The organism is Paenibacillus xylanexedens, from assembly GCF_007680605.1.
Classification (GTDB): Bacteria; Bacillota; Bacilli; order Paenibacillales; family Paenibacillaceae; genus Paenibacillus; species Paenibacillus xylanexedens_B.
Genome location: NZ_VEIO01000001.1, coordinates 150901 through 166008 on the forward strand (window position 1 = coordinate 150901; position 15108 = coordinate 166008).

Genomic DNA, 15108 nt, shown 5'->3' on the forward strand with positions numbered 1-15108 from the left:
TTTTCGACTATAATTGGAAGAGTATAGCATATGCACTTGAATCAGGTCACTACATAACATCAGGACATGAAATTGGAGAGGATTGGATACAGATGAGTGGAATAGATGCGGAACAATTTCCGGCACTGAGCACGTCGATCCACTGGGGAATTATTGAGGCGGAGTTTAGGCTGGGCGAGCATATAGACGAGACACTGGTGAGTAATGTAAGCATTATTCCGTTTGTCGGGGAACGGTGTGTTGTGTTTCAACTGGATAACGGACTGTGGGAACTGCCAGGAGGAACGTTGGAAGCAGGAGAGCTTTATATGGACGGTTTGAAACGCGAACTGATGGAAGAACTAGGCGCGGAGCTGCGTAGCTATCGATTATTTGGACAGTTTTATTGCACTTCCCGTGCTGCGGAGCCGTATCGACCTCACATTCCGCATCCGCATTTCATTAGAGTCATTGGTTACGGTGATGTGGAATTGGTCGCTGATCCGCTTAATCCCGAGGATGGGGAGCAGGTGGTATTCGTTGAGGTGGTTGAAATCGCTGAAGCGGTACGTCGTTTCCGGGAGCAGAAGCGGCAGGATATAGCGGAGATGTACCAGCTGGCCTACGTGCTGCGAGAAGAGGGGAAACGCTGACTCAGATGAAGAGTGTTGTTTGACTGTTTGATTCCAGTGAGGTCGCTTGTGTGCGCGTTTACATGTATCCTCTTGGACAATAAAAAGTTTTATTTAAAGCCATCTACATAAGGAGGGCTCCGTATGGTTCGTGATGAGATTAATAGGATGCTGGATGTGTTGCCGAAAAATGAGCTGAATGTGGCTCGTTCATATATTGAAATGGTGCACCGCAAATATATGTATGAGAAAAGGATTGCGGACAAGGGAGTACAAGTCACCGAGTTCTGTGAGGAGTCTGAGGAAATTATGCAGCGTTGGGATGAGGTGTTCGCACATAACCTGGATGATGTTTTAAAAGAAGCGATCCATTACAGCCAGTACAAATGGCATATGTTCAGTTATGAACAGCAAACTTGTTTAGAAGGGGAAGTAGCGCGAGCGGCCTTTGATGCAGAGGAAAAAAGGGATTTATATGTGATGTATCAGCATTCACCTTATGTACAGGTCTATGAAAACGCAAGCGCTGTTGTCGCAGCTGATTTTGATGAACAGCAGGATATCTATATTTTTGACAAGGCGTTTACATGGACATATGTGCATACACATGAATCGATGTGCGGGCCGTATTTTTATAACATCGAACAGGCATAGAAGGGAGGGAGTTTCGTTGCAGGAGCTTTTTAAAGAGATGATCAAAAATGAAGTAAAACCTTGGTTTGCCCGTCACGGTTATACCAAAAAGGCTCTGAATTTTCGCAGGGTCGTTGACAGCGTTATTTACGAATTCAACATTCAGAAGTCCCAGGCCAATACAGCCAATCACGTTCGCTTCTATATTAACTGCATGATTCATTCCAAGGAGCTGGCAGAGCTGCAGTCTAGGATATCGGGCGGTAAAACGATGCAGGAGCAGGCTCATTGGATCTGCAGGATTGAAGAGATTGTTCCGTCTGCTCCAGACCGCTACTCGTTGACACCTGACACTGACCTGGTTACCTTCTCAAAAGTATTGTTGTCCCATTTGGAAGAAGCTATGGAATATATGAAGAACCTAACCAGCGCCAGAGATCTTGTGGAATATTATATGAAAATAACCGCACTGCATTTGAGTGAAGAAACCTTTCATTTCCTGCTGCAAAATGGTGATACGACGACTGCTCAGAAATATTTACAACAATTGCATGCTAAATACGGAGCCGAAAATCGCTGGGCGATCTTCGATAAGAAGTATGCAGCCATTTTTGCAGCGTATGGTAGGTAAAAGAAAACCAATTTGATTGAATACAGACAAGGGGATAGCGAGGAGATCGTCGAGGCTCTGGAATTAACGGATTTCTGGTTTAGTTGTGCTATCGTTAGTAAAGGTACTGCGCCCGGGCAATTCAATAGTTATCTGTCCTATACGGAACAGGGTCTTGAACCGGAAGACCCGGATGGCATGGTGCTTTATATCACCAGATTAGGAATAAAGAGAGGTTTTTGGAGAAAACTCTCTCCAAATTAAAACGGTTTATGGAGATAGAGCTTATAGAGGAGGAAAGTCCATATGACAAACGCAAAAGGAACTCGGAGAACATGTGAGAAGGGACATACTTTTGTTAAAAAGAGTGATTGTTCGACTTGTCCCAAGTGTGAGGCGGAACGGAAACCAAAGGAGGGATTCATGAGTCTCCTGTCTGCTCCGGTAAGACGTGCACTTGAGGCGGAAGGTATTATGACATTACCCAAACTTGCCGAGTATACGGAAAAAGAGATTCTGAAACTACACGGCATTGGGCCTTCGTCGATGCCCATACTGCGTAAATCGCTGGAGGAAGAGGGATTGTCTTTTAAGGCATGATCTTAAGCTTTTTTGATCGTTTTCCTCATTCCTCAGCTCATTGGAACCTACTCTATAACAGATAACAGTTCTTCCATCGTTACTTGATACAGCAAGTCCCCCTCACTCAGTAGCAGCCGATCCTGCCTGAAATCCTGTCGTGCCTGTTGGAAGGGGCGTTTTTTCTCGTTCAGCAAAGTGAACTTCGTCCCCTTGGTGAGGCTGCCAGGCTTATGCATTTTCTTGAAAATAAATGTTCCATGCTTCCCGTACCCGGCATCAAACAGGAAGTGATATCCATCCGTACAGAAACCGGAGGAACCTGATATATTCGGATTCAGGAAGTTCACTCGAGTAGACTCCGGTTTGAATCCTCCCGAAATACAGCCAAGTGTAAATTCAGTATAATAGTAGAACCAGACTTCTTCTTCGTTCACCACATTGAGTGCATAACAGTCGGCAATGTCGGCGCTGTTATTTTTATAGAGTACATTCCCGTATGCGTCCCAAGCTAGCAATCCAGTCTCTCCAACGGGCTGATCCCAGCCATAGTTACCAAAGATACCTTCATCGAAGTAACTCGTCCAGATCGTTCCATGCTTCGTCACCTGTACACTCTGAATCCCATCTCCTAGCAAAAATTCACGAATCGTTGTGCCTTCCATATCACATACTTTGGCATTCAGATCATATTGACTGTTTCCGTAATAGGTACAGCGCGCACCAACGAGCAGCAGATGTTCTTGTAAAGGCTGCACGTAATGATAGTGAAATTGTTGTCCCCCGATGACGACTTCCTGGATATATTGATCCGATACGATCAGCACTTTGTACGTATAGGGCTCCTTTAGTTTGGTTTGCACAAACATACCTTGTTTTCGTTCAGGGATTTGATTAATAAGTAGTATATATGCAAGGCCATCGTGTCCCCACTGTACGGAGACGATGTCGAAACCCTCGGTGTAACTGGAAATATCGGCAAAAGGCAGTAACGTTAATTTTGGTTCAGACATAGCCAAAACCTCCTTCATTATTATAAGCGATCCTAAGGAGCATCGCAGGCTGCTGTTGTTATGTTGAATTATGACATGCGCAGACTGGTCGGAACATGGCGAAAGTATAACGATTCCGAAAAAGGAGCTGAGAAAATCATGGGTATGCCTCTTTTCTCTCCTGTAGTACAATAAGGAAGCTGTGTCAATTTTTATAGGGAGAATAGATCGCTTTCGAGCGAGAAATAGGAAGGGAATCTATAGCGCATCTATACATATGGAATCGAATAGCCGCGGTTATAACAACATGAGAGAAGGAAGTGTTAGAAATGCAGCAAGAACCTATACAAGAACCATTTCAAGAATCCATGAGAGAACACCGCCCACTTGGTGTGTCTGGGCTCGGAGGCTGGCTGATCCTTATCCAGATTGGGTTGTGGTTCACAGTAATTATGCTACTGGTACAGATCAACCAATCTATGTTAACCATATTAAACACAGAGACATGGGAGGTTCTTACTGCTAAGGATTCAGGCTTGTATCACCCGCTTTGGGCTCCAGTAATTATTTTTGAAACTGTTTTTAACCTAATGTTTCTGGTATTTACAGTGTACGTCATTGTTGCTTTCTATCGGAAAAAAGCAATGCTTCCACGTCTGATGATTATTTTTTACAGTCTAAGTCTCGCAGTTGGAGTTGTAGATTATCTGCTGCTCTATCAAATTCCGATAGCAAGAGAACTCGAAGATGGAAGCTCAATTCGGGACATTGCACGTTCTGTCATTGCTTGTGCGATTTGGATTCCGTATTTTGGGAAATCTGAACGTGTGAAAAACACATTTGTTCGTTAAATAATGAGACAGTGAGAGGTGACAAGAACGCAATGAAGATTTTTCTGGTTCGACATGGTGCGGATGAAGAAGGTTATCGGGGCGGTTGGAGCCAAAGGGGACTTACTGAAGCAGGTGTTATTCAGTCCAGAGCATTAGGAATGTATCTGTATGAACATGCAGAGCAGTATGATATTCAAACGGTGATAAGCAGCGACCTCCCTCGTGCTGTGCAAACAAGCACCGCGATTGAAGAGTCATTGGGTATCCAAGGCATCTATACAGCCGACTGGCGTGAGATGAACAATGGTGAATTGGCGGGGATGCTCCATGCGGAAGCGGATGAAAAGTATCCTGGAGTGTATTTTAATACGCTCAAGATGGATACTGCTTTTCCGGGCGGAGAAACTCCGAGTCATTTTTATACTAGAATACGAAATGCATTCGAGAATCTTTGTATTCAACTCGAAGAGAAGCGAATCCAATCGAACGTTTTGCTGGTGACCCACGGTGGGGTGATTAATATTCTTCACTATGTGCTTGCTAACAAGGAATGGAGCAATACGTCCAGTTTTTATCCCATCGATAACACGAGTATTCATACGATTGAGAAAACAAAGGATGGCTGGAGCATGTTGGACACGAACAGGATTCCTCATTTAACATCGTAAATGAACTCAACTTTAAGGTACCAAATGATAAGAAGGAGGTAGGGAATGATGAGTAACCAAGCGGAAGAACTGCTGCATCAATTAAAGTCTTTATCCGGACCATTTCCACCTTGGAATTTAGAACATTTGCCTGACCAGCCGGGAAAGTTATTTTTGGAGTGGCTGAAGCTGGCGATAGAAAACAACGTAAAGGAACCTCATGCTATGACCCTTTCAACCGTTGATCAACAGGGTTATCCAGATGCGAGAGTGTTAATTTTAAAAAATATCATCGAGGACACGTTTTATTTTGCCTCCAGTTCGAACAGTCGAAAAGGCCACCAGTTGCACGATAATCCTAAGGTGGCACTTACCTTGTACTGGCCTGCATTAGGCAGACAGATTCGGATCAGGGGGATTGCACAGGATCAGGGAGACGAAGCAGGAGCTAGTGACTTCCGTAAGCGCAAATTTGGAGCGAGAGTGGTAGCCATGACGGAGCGTCAGAGTCAGCAGTTAATTGAGGAGGGAGAGTTGAATCGTTCCATTGAGGTTCAGAAGAAACGCCTCCGGGAGGACCCTGATTTTGCCGCGCCTCATTGGCGTTTATACGCTGTACATGCAGAGGAAGTGGAGTTTTGGCAAGGTGATACAGATCGCAAACATATTCGTGTTCAGTATACACGGCAAGACGAACAGTGGCAAAGGAATAGGCTGTGGCCTTGATTTTAGAGGCTCATAGAGGCAACATATAAGAATAATTTCTTAGGCCTAATCCTTCCTGAACGTACATAATGTCATAGCCCCTGCGGAATATCTTCCACTATAATTTTCAGGTTATCAGGACGTAGATCTGAAATGTTGAAAGATAAGTAGGGGGAAGAGTTATGACGATCAGAAACAAATACAAAGCACTTGAACTGGAGAACCCGGGCGTCTATGAACTGGAAGGGCTAGAGGTCGGGGTGACTTCGAATTGCAATTATAAATGCGACTACTGCTGCGCGTACAATCGAGATGATGGGGAGTGCATCAGCGGCGCAGAGGTCATCCGCATAATTCGTGAGCTTCCACATCTCAAGCGGGTACGCCTGTCTGGCGGCGAGGTGACGCTGAAATACCAAGACTGTTTGGACATCGTAACTTACTGTGCGGCACATGGCATTGATACGCAGCTGAACACCAATGCCAGTCTGTTGACAGAGGAAAGAATCATAGCGTTACGGGACGCCGGCTTGTCCAACATCCATATTTCTTTCAACTACACCGATGCGGAGTCATACGCTGCCTACTATCGTGTTCATCCACGCATGTATGAGAGATTAGAGCATAACATTCGTTTATGCACAGAGCTTGGTCTGGAGACGGTGCTAGAAACATTGCTGTTCAAAGGTAATCAGGAAAATATGCAGTCGATCAGCGATAAGGTCTATGACTTGGGTGTACGCATTCATGAGATTCAGAACAGCATCAAGATGCCACATACCGACTGGAGCCAGATTGTTTCCAAAGAGTCGCTGGTTCAATCCGTCACGGCGTTAATCGAAAATAAAAAACCGGATATGACGCTCTATTTCACATGTATGGATCGGTTTGCCGAACAATTGAATCTGCGTGAACAGCCAGGTGTATATTTCTCGAACTGTGTAGATGGCACGAAACAATTACACTTGCATGGTAACGGGGATATCCTGATCTGTGAGCTCTGTCATCCGGTGGTGATTGGTAACATTTACAGTGGCACGTCATTGAAGGATATTTATAAGCAGCAGCCCGCCGCACTAACGGATTTTCTAGAAAACCGGCCTTGTCCAGCGTACGATGCTTTGTTTGCATAGACATACCTAACTTCAACGTTGAGGTCTTCTACTTTCCTTTAATGGAAACGGGAGGCCTTTTTAAATTGTAATATAAACTTATGATCATCTTACCCCTTTCGTTTCAGATTCATTTAAGTTACCGGTCCTAATATGGCATTAGAACGTAAATGAATCTGGAGAGGTGAACGATACATGATCAAATTCTTTGAAAAAACAAACCGGAAAGACCAACATAGCATTCCTGTTTCCCGAAAAAAACGCAGGTGGCTTACCATTACCCTTGTGGCTGTCATTGTTATAGGCAGCATTCTGTATAGCCTGGCTGACCGATATTTAATCCGCCATGTACAGGTGGTTGTGGCTGATGATAATACGGCAGTTACTCGTTCAAGTGTGGATGCTGCATCTGAGGGAACCGCAGGTACAAATCCTACTACGACTGCAACGGATGTACATGCCACATCGGATGACTGGAATTACAGCAGTGACGATCTAAAGATTCAGATTCAGAAAATGCAGACAGGGTCTGGATCGGATCAGATAACGTATTATGTAGCCGATGTACAGGCGAAGGACGCGAGCAGTTTGCGAACTGCGCTGGCGGACAATAGCTTTGGCACCAATATCACGGAGGACACATCGGAGATTGCCGAAGCAAACCATGCGATTTTTGCAATAAACGGTGACTACTACGGGTTCCGTGATGACGGTGTTATTATCCGTAATGGCGTATTGTACCGTGACAGCCCGACTAGGGATGCGTTAGCACTGTTCAGTGACGGGACGATCAAAACCTATAACGAAAATGATATTTCCTCTGCTGAACTGCTGGCAGAAGGGGCAACGAATACGTTATCCTTTGGACCGATTTTGGTGCAAAACGGTGAAATTACAAGTGATTTCAGTCGTGTGAAAATCGACAATAACTTTGGCAACCGCTCCATTCAGGATACGAATCCACGAACAGCGATCGGCATGGTTGCTCCAAACCATTACGTGTTCGTTGTGGTCGATGGGAGACAGGATGACAGCCGGGGCATGACGCTTGCCGAGCTTGCCCAGACGATGAAAGACTTGGGAGCAACCGAAGCGTATAACCTGGACGGCGGCGGTTCATCCACCATGTATTTTATGGGCAGGGTCGTGAACAATCCTTTGGGACGTAATCAGGAGCGTGGCGTGAGTGACATTCTGTATCTGACGGAGGCACAATAATATGACGATCCTTATTCCATCCTATGAACCGGACGTTCGTTTATTGAATCTGGTTATGCAGTTGCAGACATTTAAGCTTGGCCCGATTGTCATCGTGGATGATGGTAGCGGGGCTGAATACCGTGGAATTTTCGAGACAGCTGAGGCGTATGGTTGTACAGTGCTGACTCATGAGGTCAATCGGGGCAAAGGCCGGGCGCTGAAGACAGGTTTTCAGCATATCAGGGAGCATGGCCCCCAAGGAGGAGTCGTATGTGCAGATAGTGACGGGCAGCATCTGCCGCATGATATTCACAGTATCTTTGAGACACTGCTTACGCAGACAAGCCCTGGCATTGTATTAGGCAGCCGTCGTTTTACGGGGAAGGTGCCTGCCCGTAGCCGTTTCGGTAACCGTGTTACCCGTACTGTATTTGCACTGACAACAGGCAGTAAGGTGTATGATACACAGACAGGACTTCGTGGTTTTCCATATGCAATGCTGGACTGGCTATGCCAAATTCCCGGAGAACGATTTGAGTATGAGATGAACATGCTGTTAACCGCACATAAGGAAGGATATGAAATTACAGAAGAATTCATTGATACGGTCTATCTGGATCACAATGCGTCATCCCATTTCCGTCCTTTGGCAGACTCGTTCCGCATATACATGCCCATTCTGATGTTTAGTACTTCTTCTGTCTTATCTGCTTTGATTGATTTTGGATTATTATTTATCATGCAGTATTTCACACACCATCTGTTCTTGTCCGTCGTAACAGCAAGGCTCTGTAGCTCCATCTTCAACTACACCATGAATCGCAAATATGTATTTTCCGCAGGTAGGGGCTCCAAGATCGGGCAGTCGTTACCGAAATATTTCTCGCTTGTGGTTCTTGTGCTACTACTAAATTACGGTTTGTTATATTTGTATAATGAACAACTGATTATTCCGCTATTGGCAGCTAAAATTCTGACGGAAATTTCAATCTTTGTGTTCAGCTATTGGGCACAGCGAAGATTTGTATTTTAATTAGCCTAAGGATCGCGCGCATCCGTTTAGCTCCAGGCTGCGTTGTCCTGCTGGGTAACAAGTGTGTTCATTCACTTGGAAAAGTAACATAAAGAGTGAGCCAACGGGCTCGCTCTTTTTCAATTGAAGCAGTTTCCAAAATATTGGATTATGGGGTACGATGGACATAGGAGTTAACGTGAATGAACCTATGGCAGGAGGTAGATCATGTATCTTCGAAGTGTTGAATTAATGTCAGACAAGATTGAGCTACCTGAGGAATATCCCTTTAGTATCCCCTCGATTCATTCCATGGGGAGACTAGCATTTAGCAATAACGTTACGTTTTTTGTCGGTGAAAATGGATCTGGAAAATCAACATTGCTGGAAGGCATCGCTCATCAATGTGAATTTAATACCGCCGGAGGCGGGCGGAATAATGTATTTGAAACTCATGCTTCAGAGTCCTCACTGGGAGATTATCTAAGACTGGCCTGGATGCCTAAAATGGCAAACGGTTTTTTCCTGCGATCGGAATCGTTCTATCAATTTGCATCACATGTCGATCAGATGCCCGAATCGCTTCGATATTATGGTGGACGTTCGTTGCATGAGCAATCCCACGGAGAGTCTTTTCTTAACTTGTTCCTCAACCGTTTCAGTTCAAAGGGGATTTATCTGCTTGACGAGCCGGAGGCTGCGTTGTCTCCAGCTAGGCAGCTCTCGTTGCTGCGAATTATTCATGACTTGTCGAGTACGTCGCAATTTATCATTGCTACCCATTCCCCCATTCTGCTCGGGTACCCTGGGGCCGAAATTTTAAGTTTCGATGACGGACATATTCACGAGGTTACGTATGAGGATACAGATCATTATCAGATCACTCGCCGTTTTCTGGAGAACCGGGATCGAATGCTGCATGAATTGTTTAGAGATGATTAACTGGATAACGACAAACAGAACTACGAATTAAGCCGTTAGATATTAGAAGGAGAGATTGGATGAAAACAGGATTGTTAATTGTGGATATGCAAGAGAGCATTGTGCGTCAAAAGATGGATCAGAAGGCTATAGACCGTGCCTGCGAATATATTAATCATGTCGCGAATGTGCTCCGCTCCAATGATCATGTGGTTGTGCATATTCAGGATGTGGAAGGCATGGAAGGAGCAGAACCTGAGCAGTATGAGGTCATTCCCGAGATTGATGTGGATGGGGAAGATATTATCGTAACAAAAGAGAGTTCCAATGCATTCTGGCAGACCAGTCTTGAGCAGACGCTTAAAGATCTGGGCGTTGAACTGCTCATCGTGTCCGGTTTTGCCGCAGAAGAGTGTGTCCTGTTCACATACAATGGTGCGATGGAGCGTGGATTCAGACCCGTGTTATTACAGAACGGTATTCTTAGCACATATTCAGATGCCGTAACTTCAGCCTATAGGGACCGTAATGTGATCTCGTACCCGGTGGTAGATTACTTGATCGGATAGCGGATGTCATAACGGAGTTTACTGTTCATCAAGATGCTGGTTTTATTCTCAAAGGGGGAAAAGCAGGATGGATGGATACTACACTGGTTTATTGATCGTACTTTCTTGTATTGGGCTGATCTGGACAGTCAAAGGCATTAGTAAAAAGCTGCGTCTGATGGTGTTTTTCGGGGTCATTCTGATGCTGGCACCTGTGCTTGTGATTACGGGCAGGATGGTTTGGTTACCGCTTATAAGTTCCGTTGCGCTCGTTGCTTCTTTAATTGTGCGGAAAGACGTCAAGAGGACAGAACTTTGAAAGAGGAGGAACAATGACTAGACGTATTATCGTAACAGGCGGCGCTATAATTCGAGACCTTGCGGGGAGAATTTTGCTTCAACGAAGATCGGATTACGGAGATTGGGGATTACCCGGAGGCGGTATGGAGGCCGGTGAGCAGATCGAAGAGACGATGATCAGGGAAGTGAGAGAGGAAACGGGCTTGGAGGTGATCTCTTACGAATTGGCTGCGATATACACGGGTGAAAGAATGAACTATACGTATCCTGACGGGAATGAAGTCGTTTTTGTCATGTTTCTGTTTCATGTTACTGCTGAGTTGGAAGGAAAACTCGCTGAGGATCATAAAACACTTTTATTTGAAGATGAACAAAAAGAATCGCTGCAGCTTGTGTTTCACCAGTTGGATGAGATCGATTTGTCAGCCATCAATAAGGTTCAGCAACCTGTATTTATCGACCTGATGCAAGGTGAAGCCACGCTGCTTCGTCATTGAAATCATAACATCTCTGAATAAAAGGAGGGCTTAAATTGCCTTGGCCAATGGTTCATTTTGCAGTAGCAGCCGAAATCAATTCGCACCCATCTCCGTCTCTATTACTGGGGAGTTTAGCACCGGATTCCATTCATGTGAGAACGAACATACGCAGTGAAAAGGCAAAAACTCACCTAATGGCTGTAGAACATGAATTTCCTACAGATGTTGATTTTCAGCAGGTGATCGAATCGAACAGACAACGGATGCAGCAAGACCGTCAATTTGCGCAATACCTATGCGGTTACGTTGCTCATATTTATACGGATCGAGAGTGGACATATCAGATTTATCCACCATACGAAGCTGACCCGAACGGACGAAGTGTGTACACCCATGATGTGAAAAAGCTGGAGTTCAGAATCCTGCGAGAATATGTCGGTGCTCCGGCATGGTTAGATCAGCTGATCACAGCAAAGGCATATGAGTTTGGCGGTCTGACAGCACAGGAGGTGTACAAGTATAGGGGAGAAAAGCTGGATTTTTTCATCAATGGGGATAACGAGCCTGTGGATGATTTACATATAGTAACGATGGACTCTATATCGTCTTTTATTAAAAAGACCGCCCTGGATTTGAAAACAAGATTCAAAGAATGGCATGTATATGAGCATCTATAAGTTGAACTATTCATTTACACTTTAACGGAGAGGACAGAAAAAAACTGAAAAAGCGAAGCGGTCGCCTAAAAGCTTTCTGCAAGAAAGCTACATCGGAAGCATATGCTTATCACCGGATTTTCCCCTACGAAAAAGGGAATTCAGAGAATCTGGGGATAACAGCGATTGGAGGTTTATTCTGTCACTCGGAGTGGACTGTGTAACAATTTTCAATTCAAATTATATAGATTCTTAGACTGGAAGTGGGTAAACAGGATGGGACAAGTTATTCGTTTGGTGCATTATGAAGAACGATATCATCAGGATCTAACCCGGTTTACGCTGAAAAATGAACAAGCTCACTTCACGGCATTGCCTGCCGAGGTGATCGAAGAGGCTATGATGAATCCGGACAAAGATCCGGTTGTTATTTTACATCAGGCTGTGCCTGTAGGGTTCTTTGTTTTACATAAAGGTTCAGAATACGTGGAGCCAGCGGAATCGGATCGCAAAATTCTCATTCGTGCGCTGTCGATCTCGGAGCAATTTCAGGGGAAAGGATACGCACTGGAGGCCATGAAGCAATTGCCAGCTTGGGTACGTGAGTTTCACCCAGAAGTCGACGAAATTATTCTGGCTGTGAATGAGGCGAATAAGGCTGCGTATCAGTTGTATGTAAAATCTGGTTTTCTTGACCTTGGATTGACCCGAATGGGCAGTCATGGTCTTCAGCATATTTTGCATTACAGTATGAGGTAAGGTGGTAACATAAGCGGACATCAACATGAAGCTCGAACCACATACAAGTAATTGAACAGAGAGGAGCTTGTAATGAAGGCTGAAATCAGACAAGAAGATTTAAATTCCCCAAAACTAAGCTGGCTTTGTATCGAACCGATGCTGGTCTCCGTCCGCGGACAGAGTATGGATGCCAAAAGAAAGGTATACCTGCGGCTAAACGAAGGGCAACAAGCGCTGTACCTGTTTTACTCGTTTCACAATCACACTAAAAGTCTGACAGAGTTTTATTGGTTCTCGGCATATAATATTATCGATTTGCGTAGCTGGAGCGGGATCAGGAAAGGCATGAAACTTTTTGATTTGAATGAGATGGTGGATGTACTGGATAATATTGAAGCTCTTATAACGGATGCCAAAAAATCCGGAGAAACGTGGCACGAAGTATCGCCAACCGATTTGGAACATAACCCTCAGTTACTTCAAAAGACGGGACTGTTATACGCGACATATCAGCAGGAAGCGCAGGAAGCCATTATTACGATGAACGAGTGGGTACGGCAGCATCAGGACTTGGTTTTAGAGGTTAAGGCAGAGGCATAGAAAAACGAGCCAAAGATCGTATAACTACTCTGAAGAGTAGTTTTTTTGTTTTTAATGCAACACAACTACGGGTTCATGCAACAAAACGCAAATTAGTGGGAAGTGTCTTTTCAGATAGGTAATATGAGTGGTGAGAGGAGGGCAACGTGTGAAAGTTATGTTTGAGGAAAATCAGGAGATGCAGCCTAACGAGGCCAAAATAGTAACTCATCCTGCAGAGAAGTCAAAGTGGGATCGTATTCGGGAAGCGATTGGTCAATCCGAGACGGAACTGATCGTGATCCAGGCGAAAAACAATCGTCAGGTGAGGATTAGACTTAGCAGCGTCATTGCCATTGAATCGGAAGACCGCATGTGCGGGGTGCGTGTCGTCACAGGAGAGAGATATTTGCTTAACCAACGTCTAAAATATGTGGAAAAAGATTTTCAAGATACTTCATTCGTACGAATCAACAATCAGACGATGATTAACACCACACATATTAGCAACTTTTCAGCTGCCGAACATGCCAGAATCCAGGTTAATCTGAGCGATGGCTCCAGCTACTCCGTCAGTCGGTTCTATATCCAAAACTTTAGGAGGAAATTATCATGATCCAACAGCTTAAAAATTCATTTTTTCAAGTATTTACAGTCACTACACTCTGGTTAATTCTACTGCTGACGATGTTCTATCGCGATCAGCCGATCCAAATGTCATTTCTGTGGAATGTGGCAGGCATTTCGCTCATTGCAGCGTTGCTGTTCGGGGTGATGTATAGCGCGCTTTGGAACCATTTCACGTTAAAGCCGATCTGGAATATCGTCATCTCTTCTACATGTAATATTGCCGGAGGCATGCTCATTATGTGGTTGTTCTCCAGAGAGATGTTTGAGTTGATTGCACCCTGGTTACCAGGAATGTGGCTACTATCTATCGTGTTGCACGTTATTGCATTTTATTTTTATGCTAGAATGGATAGCAGGAAAAAAGCGGAAGAATTGAACGACATTCTAAAGTAATCAAGGTGAACGGCTATGAATGAAGATGAATTGTTGCAAATGTACGGACTGGAGCCTGACAAGAAACATCGGGAATCCATTCGTAGGCTACTGCAACAAGAGATGGAGAACCGGGAAGCAGACGATCATGAGATTTTGAAACTGCTGTGCATCATGTTGTTTGCTATCGGGAACGTAGAGGATACAGAGCTGATCTGGCTGGCCAAACGAAAAAATCAAAACGCAGGCAGTTATATTGATGTGCAGTTGCTTTGCGGTGCGGGTATTGAAGAGACAATCGTATATTTGGAAAAAAAGGGCGGAGAACAAGCGCACAAGCAATTGCTTTATCTCAGGAAATGCGAGCCTTATGACTTTGTGGATTTTTCCAAAGATCAATGGTTATCTGAATACAAAGCGTATTACGGCGTTTGATGCCAAGAGGGAGGGAGATTGTGAAGCAGGAGAACGTTATACACGTGCAGAAGCAACTGTGTAAGAAATACCATGCAGACTATGTTCCGAGCGAACCCCATCTGAAGGTAGGGATTGCTTGGAACGTGAAGGAGAAGCGTGAACCCATTCACGGAATGCGAATTCAGCCAGAAGGCGATACGACGGGGTGGTACATCTGGGCAGAGGAATATTCGGTAGCCGATGATTTTTTTGTCCCGCTGCATGTTGCACATATCGATGAATGGGATGAGAAGATTAAGCGATATCTCGGGCTTGCTCCAGGGTGGAGGTTCCTAATTGCCGAGGATTATGAAGATGTGTGGTTTGATGAAGGCCTGCTTAATCGATAGGCTGTATCGAGTTTTGGCAAGATGATTTGTAAATTACAATGCCGCGTTATGGCGCTACCCTATTACATGGATAACTCATGTAGGGTAGCGTGTTTTTTTGTCAGGAGGGGATATGGTCTTGAAGTTGACTTATTTCGTTCGT

23 protein-coding genes are annotated in these 15108 nt (G+C 44.7%); 22 read left to right on the forward strand and 1 reads right to left on the reverse strand.

What is annotated here, in order from left to right; translation table 11 throughout:
* Positions 1 to 92: 92 nt before the first annotated feature.
* From FS818_RS00785 to FS818_RS00800, 5 genes are all read left to right on the forward strand, one after another.
* The gene (locus tag FS818_RS00785; protein WP_145328725.1) at positions 93 to 632 is read left to right on the forward strand and encodes an NUDIX hydrolase; all 540 of its coding nucleotides are present in this window, start codon (positions 93 to 95) and stop codon (positions 630 to 632) included.
* Positions 633 to 755: 123 nt separating this feature from the next.
* A complete protein-coding gene (locus FS818_RS00790; protein ID WP_145328727.1) occupies positions 756 to 1265 on the forward strand; it encodes a DUF4275 family protein in 510 nt (169 codons plus the stop codon).
* Positions 1266 to 1281: 16 nt separating this feature from the next.
* Positions 1282 to 1875, forward strand: a complete 594-nt coding sequence (locus FS818_RS00795; protein ID WP_186331496.1) for a DUF4304 domain-containing protein — start codon at positions 1282 to 1284, stop codon at positions 1873 to 1875.
* 12 nt (positions 1876 to 1887) lie between these two features.
* Positions 1888 to 2118, forward strand: coding sequence for a hypothetical protein (locus tag FS818_RS28645; protein WP_186375386.1), 231 nt, complete (start codon positions 1888 to 1890; stop codon positions 2116 to 2118).
* Positions 2119 to 2160: 42 nt separating this feature from the next.
* On the forward strand, positions 2161 to 2454 hold the full coding sequence (locus FS818_RS00800) for an RNA polymerase alpha subunit C-terminal domain-containing protein (RefSeq protein ID WP_145328731.1): 294 nt from the start codon (positions 2161 to 2163) through the stop codon (positions 2452 to 2454).
* Positions 2455 to 2501: 47 nt separating this feature from the next.
* Here FS818_RS00800 and FS818_RS00805 read toward each other — a convergent pair whose 3' ends face one another.
* On the reverse strand, positions 2502 to 3446 hold the full coding sequence (locus FS818_RS00805) for a hypothetical protein (protein WP_145328733.1): 945 nt from the start codon (positions 3444 to 3446) through the stop codon (positions 2502 to 2504).
* 308 nt (positions 3447 to 3754) lie between these two features.
* Here FS818_RS00805 and FS818_RS00810 point away from each other — a divergent pair, with 308 nt between their 5' ends.
* The 17 genes from FS818_RS00810 (at position 3755) to FS818_RS00890 (ending at position 14966) form a co-directional block, all read left to right on the forward strand.
* Complete coding sequence (locus tag FS818_RS00810) at positions 3755 to 4276, forward strand: DUF2569 domain-containing protein (RefSeq protein WP_145328735.1); 522 nt, start codon at positions 3755 to 3757, stop codon at positions 4274 to 4276.
* Between the two features lie 32 nt (positions 4277 to 4308).
* Positions 4309 to 4926 carry a histidine phosphatase family protein gene (locus FS818_RS00815; protein ID WP_145328737.1) on the forward strand — a complete coding sequence of 206 codons (618 nt, stop codon included), beginning with the start codon at positions 4309 to 4311 and terminating at the stop codon, positions 4924 to 4926.
* A 48-nt stretch (positions 4927 to 4974) separates the two neighbouring features.
* Positions 4975 to 5631 (forward strand): pyridoxine/pyridoxamine 5'-phosphate oxidase, encoded by a 657-nt coding sequence (locus tag FS818_RS00820; protein WP_145328739.1) that lies wholly within the window; start codon positions 4975 to 4977, stop codon positions 5629 to 5631.
* Between the two features lie 161 nt (positions 5632 to 5792).
* Positions 5793 to 6743 carry a radical SAM protein gene (locus tag FS818_RS00825; RefSeq protein ID WP_145328741.1) on the forward strand — a complete coding sequence of 317 codons (951 nt, stop codon included), beginning with the start codon at positions 5793 to 5795 and terminating at the stop codon, positions 6741 to 6743.
* Positions 6744 to 6917: 174 nt separating this feature from the next.
* Positions 6918 to 7940, forward strand: a complete 1023-nt coding sequence (locus FS818_RS00830) for a phosphodiester glycosidase family protein (RefSeq protein ID WP_145328742.1) — start codon at positions 6918 to 6920, stop codon at positions 7938 to 7940.
* A gap of 1 nt (position 7941) precedes the next feature.
* A complete protein-coding gene (locus tag FS818_RS00835) occupies positions 7942 to 8955 on the forward strand; it encodes a bifunctional glycosyltransferase family 2/GtrA family protein (RefSeq protein ID WP_145328743.1) in 1014 nt (337 codons plus the stop codon).
* A 207-nt stretch (positions 8956 to 9162) separates the two neighbouring features.
* Positions 9163 to 9876: an AAA family ATPase gene (locus tag FS818_RS00840; protein WP_145328745.1), complete on the forward strand. Its 714-nt coding sequence runs from the start codon at positions 9163 to 9165 to the stop codon at positions 9874 to 9876.
* A gap of 59 nt (positions 9877 to 9935) precedes the next feature.
* Positions 9936 to 10424 carry a cysteine hydrolase family protein gene (locus FS818_RS00845; RefSeq protein ID WP_145328747.1) on the forward strand — a complete coding sequence of 163 codons (489 nt, stop codon included), beginning with the start codon at positions 9936 to 9938 and terminating at the stop codon, positions 10422 to 10424.
* 67 nt (positions 10425 to 10491) lie between these two features.
* Entirely contained in the window at positions 10492 to 10722 is a 231-nt protein-coding gene (locus FS818_RS00850; protein ID WP_145328749.1) for a hypothetical protein, read from the forward strand.
* 13 nt (positions 10723 to 10735) lie between these two features.
* A complete protein-coding gene (locus tag FS818_RS00855) occupies positions 10736 to 11200 on the forward strand; it encodes an NUDIX domain-containing protein (protein WP_145328751.1) in 465 nt (154 codons plus the stop codon).
* 35 nt (positions 11201 to 11235) lie between these two features.
* The gene (locus FS818_RS00860; RefSeq protein WP_145328754.1) at positions 11236 to 11859 is read left to right on the forward strand and encodes a hypothetical protein; all 624 of its coding nucleotides are present in this window, start codon (positions 11236 to 11238) and stop codon (positions 11857 to 11859) included.
* Positions 11860 to 12114: 255 nt separating this feature from the next.
* A complete protein-coding gene (locus tag FS818_RS00865; RefSeq protein WP_145328757.1) occupies positions 12115 to 12597 on the forward strand; it encodes a GNAT family N-acetyltransferase in 483 nt (160 codons plus the stop codon).
* 72 nt (positions 12598 to 12669) lie between these two features.
* Positions 12670 to 13179, forward strand: coding sequence for a hypothetical protein (locus FS818_RS00870; protein ID WP_145328759.1), 510 nt, complete (start codon positions 12670 to 12672; stop codon positions 13177 to 13179).
* Between the two features lie 157 nt (positions 13180 to 13336).
* Positions 13337 to 13774: a LytTR family DNA-binding domain-containing protein gene (locus FS818_RS00875; RefSeq protein ID WP_260989858.1), complete on the forward strand. Its 438-nt coding sequence runs from the start codon at positions 13337 to 13339 to the stop codon at positions 13772 to 13774.
* Positions 13771 to 14181, forward strand: coding sequence for a hypothetical protein (locus FS818_RS00880; RefSeq protein WP_145328763.1), 411 nt, complete (start codon positions 13771 to 13773; stop codon positions 14179 to 14181). Before FS818_RS00875 ends, FS818_RS00880 begins: the two co-directional genes overlap by 4 nt.
* Before the next feature lie 15 nt (positions 14182 to 14196).
* The gene (locus tag FS818_RS00885) at positions 14197 to 14595 is read left to right on the forward strand and encodes a hypothetical protein (RefSeq protein WP_145328765.1); all 399 of its coding nucleotides are present in this window, start codon (positions 14197 to 14199) and stop codon (positions 14593 to 14595) included.
* A gap of 20 nt (positions 14596 to 14615) precedes the next feature.
* Entirely contained in the window at positions 14616 to 14966 is a 351-nt protein-coding gene (locus tag FS818_RS00890; RefSeq protein WP_397351704.1) for an immunity protein Imm33 domain-containing protein, read from the forward strand.
* Positions 14967 to 15108 lie beyond the last annotated feature (142 nt).

What these genes read in the sequence shown, in the direction of transcription:
- FS818_RS00865 (WP_145328757.1), top strand. Translation starts at nt 12,115, where the DNA reads ATGGGACAAGTTATTCGTTTGGTGCATTATGAAGAACGATATCATCAG.
- FS818_RS00825 (WP_145328741.1), top strand. Translation starts at nt 5,793, where the DNA reads ATGACGATCAGAAACAAATACAAAGCACTTGAACTGGAGAACCCGGGC.
- FS818_RS00840 (WP_145328745.1), top strand. Translation starts at nt 9,163, where the DNA reads ATGTATCTTCGAAGTGTTGAATTAATGTCAGACAAGATTGAGCTACCT.
- FS818_RS00810 (WP_145328735.1), top strand. Translation starts at nt 3,755, where the DNA reads ATGCAGCAAGAACCTATACAAGAACCATTTCAAGAATCCATGAGAGAA.
- FS818_RS00855 (WP_145328751.1), top strand. Translation starts at nt 10,736, where the DNA reads ATGACTAGACGTATTATCGTAACAGGCGGCGCTATAATTCGAGACCTT.
- FS818_RS00790 (WP_145328727.1), top strand. Translation starts at nt 756, where the DNA reads ATGGTTCGTGATGAGATTAATAGGATGCTGGATGTGTTGCCGAAAAAT.
- FS818_RS00830 (WP_145328742.1), top strand. Translation starts at nt 6,918, where the DNA reads ATGATCAAATTCTTTGAAAAAACAAACCGGAAAGACCAACATAGCATT.
- FS818_RS00870 (WP_145328759.1), top strand. Translation starts at nt 12,670, where the DNA reads ATGAAGGCTGAAATCAGACAAGAAGATTTAAATTCCCCAAAACTAAGC.
- FS818_RS00850 (WP_145328749.1), top strand. Translation starts at nt 10,492, where the DNA reads ATGGATGGATACTACACTGGTTTATTGATCGTACTTTCTTGTATTGGG.
- FS818_RS00785 (WP_145328725.1), top strand. Translation starts at nt 93, where the DNA reads ATGAGTGGAATAGATGCGGAACAATTTCCGGCACTGAGCACGTCGATC.
- FS818_RS00820 (WP_145328739.1), top strand. Translation starts at nt 4,975, where the DNA reads ATGAGTAACCAAGCGGAAGAACTGCTGCATCAATTAAAGTCTTTATCC.
- FS818_RS00800 (WP_145328731.1), top strand. Translation starts at nt 2,161, where the DNA reads ATGACAAACGCAAAAGGAACTCGGAGAACATGTGAGAAGGGACATACT.
- FS818_RS00875 (WP_260989858.1), top strand. Translation starts at nt 13,337, where the DNA reads ATGTTTGAGGAAAATCAGGAGATGCAGCCTAACGAGGCCAAAATAGTA.
- FS818_RS00845 (WP_145328747.1), top strand. Translation starts at nt 9,936, where the DNA reads ATGAAAACAGGATTGTTAATTGTGGATATGCAAGAGAGCATTGTGCGT.
- FS818_RS00835 (WP_145328743.1), top strand. Translation starts at nt 7,942, where the DNA reads ATGACGATCCTTATTCCATCCTATGAACCGGACGTTCGTTTATTGAAT.
- FS818_RS00885 (WP_145328765.1), top strand. Translation starts at nt 14,197, where the DNA reads ATGAATGAAGATGAATTGTTGCAAATGTACGGACTGGAGCCTGACAAG.
- FS818_RS00815 (WP_145328737.1), top strand. Translation starts at nt 4,309, where the DNA reads ATGAAGATTTTTCTGGTTCGACATGGTGCGGATGAAGAAGGTTATCGG.
- FS818_RS00880 (WP_145328763.1), top strand. Translation starts at nt 13,771, where the DNA reads ATGATCCAACAGCTTAAAAATTCATTTTTTCAAGTATTTACAGTCACT.
- FS818_RS00805 (WP_145328733.1), bottom strand. Translation starts at nt 3,446, where the DNA reads ATGTCTGAACCAAAATTAACGTTACTGCCTTTTGCCGATATTTCCAGT.